Source organism: Modestobacter sp. I12A-02662, from assembly GCF_041028325.1.
Lineage (GTDB): Bacteria > Actinomycetota > Actinomycetes > Mycobacteriales > Geodermatophilaceae > Modestobacter.
On the sequence record NZ_JABGDE010000040.1, the window covers coordinates 1 to 606 of the forward strand.

2 protein-coding genes are annotated in these 606 nt (G+C 52.1%); both read right to left on the bottom strand.

From position 1 onward, the window contains the following. Positions 1 to 109, bottom strand: a 109-nt coding sequence (locus HL189_RS22490) for a DUF1328 domain-containing protein (RefSeq protein ID WP_369135962.1), incomplete at its 3' end; no start/stop codon positions are given. Between the two features lie 127 nt (positions 110 to 236). Further along, positions 237 to 606: molecular chaperone OsmY (osmY, locus tag HL189_RS22495; RefSeq protein ID WP_369135961.1), on the bottom strand; the 370-nt coding region annotated here is incomplete at its 5' end.

The window sequence follows — 606 nt, forward strand, 5'->3', positions numbered from 1 at the left end:
CGACGAAGACAATTTTTGCTGCCCATGCCGCTGTACCCGCCAATCCACCAAAGCCCAAAGCGGCGGCAATTAACGCGATAACCAGAAATATAATGCCCCAACGAAACATAAGCCTCTCCTTTACCATAGTTAATGTCGGCCGCTAAACGTGAGCGCTCAGGTCACTCACCGGCGTTTTTCCAGAGTCGTTCTTATTTCGCCCGCAGGCCTCAGCCAGACGGGCGAATGGTGAAGATTTACTTCGATTTCAGATCGTTTTTAACGCTTTTCACACCATCAATCGCTTTCGCAATAGACTCGGCACGTTCAATTTGTGCCTGGGAATCAACCGTGCCGGAAAGCTGCACCACACCATCTGTGGTTTCTACTTTCACCTTGCGGGAAGGCACGATGTCATCTGCTAACAGTTTAGCTTTGATTTCGCTGGTGGTTGCCGCATCCCCGGCATAACCCTTCACGGAGGTGTCTTTAGCGTCGCGAACGTGCAGCTTATCGCTAACCGATGCGACACCTTCGACACCCTTGGCCACGTTAACAGCCTTTTCGGCCTGAGCCTGGCTTTCCACGAAGCCGCTCAGGGTGACGACTTTCTTGTCGGTCTTAACG